General features: G+C 63.8%; 3 protein-coding genes. All 3 read left to right on the top strand.

The window, feature by feature from the left end:
- A partial coding sequence (locus ABYV89_RS16100) for a hypothetical protein (protein WP_432823952.1) occupies window positions 1-428 on the top strand: 428 nt, incomplete at its 5' end.
- Between the two features lie 93 nt (window positions 429-521).
- Entirely contained in the window at window positions 522-1,616 is a 1,095-nt protein-coding gene (locus ABYV89_RS16095; RefSeq protein WP_432823951.1) for a hypothetical protein, read from the top strand.
- A 12-nt stretch (window positions 1,617-1,628) separates the two neighbouring features.
- The coding region (locus ABYV89_RS16090) for an arginase (RefSeq protein WP_432823950.1) at window positions 1,629-2,278 on the top strand (650 nt) is incomplete at its 3' end.

Genomic DNA, 2,278 nt, shown 5'->3' with positions numbered 1-2,278 from the left:
TCAGACTGCAGGGTGATTTCTACGACGACCAGCTGGAGCGGGCCGTTAATCAGCACTATTACCGAAGCCAGGCGATCGCCGCCTTTGTCAAGGGACTGACCCGGCTCGACCCGAAAAGCCTGATTATCCTGGTCAGCGACCACTTGCCGGCGCTCGCCTATGGTCCCAACACCTACCGCGCACTGAATTACCTGGGCGGGGTCGATGAGGACATCCACCTCAACCGGATCTTCTTCATCGAAAACGGCAAGGTCGTGCAATACAAAACGATTCACCATTACGACCTGCCCAAAATCGTCCTCAATTACGTCACCAGGGGGCAATACTGCCAGAGCGGCAACTGCAGCGAAAGCAAAGGCACAACGGAAAAGAGCACAACCGCCTTCCGCGAGGAGTACATGACCATCATGGCCCGGGCGATGCTCTGAACTGTCGGCAAAACACGGCCACGCACTTTTGCCGGGCGCAACTCTCTGATATCCTTTTCATAGAGCAAGGCTACTGCACCGGAAGGGGGCCCCATGAGTTTCTCCATCCCGACCTACACCCCGCCCGATTTTTCCCGGCCTGAACTGGCCGGGGCGCCGCCCGCCGCAACCGAACCGGCCCCGGCCGGCGGCGTGGTTCCGCACAACTTCCACGGCACCTCCAATCACCCCGAATATCTCCATCTGGGCGGCGGCCGCTGGGTGCTGGCTCCGGAAAGCCGCATGGACGCGGTGCTGGTGCTGAAGGGGGACACCATCGAGGTAAAAGAAGCACGGCGTGTCAAACAGGGAGAAGCGGTGGTGGTCGGCCGCACCGAGAATGGCGAAGAGGGGATTTACGTGCATGTCGACGGGTTCGCTGCAGCAGAAGCCGCCGGAGCCGACAAGTTCGCCTTCCGCACCCGCGGGACGCGCGAGACCCCCTTCTCGCGATCCTACGACGAACTCTACCAGGTCTTGCGCCACGACCGTGAGCACGGCTACATCGCCTGGGTGCTCGGACCGGCGGTGGCCTTCGACAAAGACAGTCGCGCCGCCATGCAGGGACTGATCGAAAGCGGCTACTGCCACGCCCTGCTGGCCGGCAACGCGCTGGCCACCCACGACCTTGAGGCCGCCCGCTTCCGCACCGGCCTCGGCCAGGACATCTATTCGCAAAACCTCAAGCCCCTGGGCCACTACAACCATCTCGACATTCTCAACGAGGTGCGCCGCTGCGGCTCGATCAGGCAGGCCATCGTGGAACTCGGCCTGAGCGACGGCATCATCTGCGCCTGCGAAAAACGCCGGGTTCCTTATGTGCTGGCCGGCTCGATCCGCGACGACGGCCCGCTGCCCGAAGTGGTCGCCGATGTCTACCGGGCCCAGGACGCCATGCGCGTTCACGCCCGCCGGGCCACCACGGTCATCGCCCTGGCCACCCAGCTGCATTCCATCGCCTTCGGCAACATGGTCCCCAGCTACCGGATCATGCCGGACGGCAGCGTGCGCCCGGTCTATTTCTATATCGTCGACATGACCGAGTTCTCCGTCGACAAGCTGGCCAATCGAGGTTCGATGCAGGCGGTCGGCATCCTCACCAACGTGCAGGATTTCGCCGTCAACCTCTGGAACAATCTCAGGGCATAGCGGAGGTCGACAATGAAAAAAACGATCCGGATCATCGGCGTCCCCATCGACCTCGGCCAGTCGCTCCGCGGTGTCGACCTCGGCCCCGGCGCCCTGCGCTACGCCGGGCTGGCAACCCACCTGCAGCAGCTCGGCTACCGGGTCAACGACATCGGCAATCTCGAGGTGCCGGTGCGCGACACCCTCGGCGACCAGCGCCGGCTGCACTACCTCCCGGCCATCCAGAAGGTCTGTGAAGCCGCCTACCAGGCCGGCCTTCAGGCGATCGCGGATGGGGAGATCCCGGTATTCATCGGCGGCGACCACAGCTTGGCGATCGGCTCGATCGGCGGGGTCACCCACCAAGAGCCGGCCGGGATCCTCTGGATCGACGCCCACGGCGATTTCAACACCCTCAAAACGACCCCCTCGGGAAACATCCACGGCATGACCCTCTCGGTGCTGCTCGGTGACGGCTATGCCGAACTGGTCAACGTCGGCCGTCCCGGCGCCAAGCTCACCGCCGACGACGTAGTCATGATCGGCGTGCGCGCGATCGACAGCGAAGAACGTCAGCGCCTGCGCGACAGCGGGATCTGCATCTACACCATGCGCGATATCGACGAGCGCGGCATCGGCGCCGTCATCCGTGAGGCGCTGCAGCGGCTAGAACACCGGCAGCG

The sequence above is a fragment of the Trichloromonas sp. genome (assembly GCF_041583255.1).
GTDB lineage: Bacteria > Desulfobacterota > Desulfuromonadia > Desulfuromonadales > Trichloromonadaceae > Trichloromonas.
This window is presented reverse-complemented; position numbering and strand designations above follow the sequence as displayed.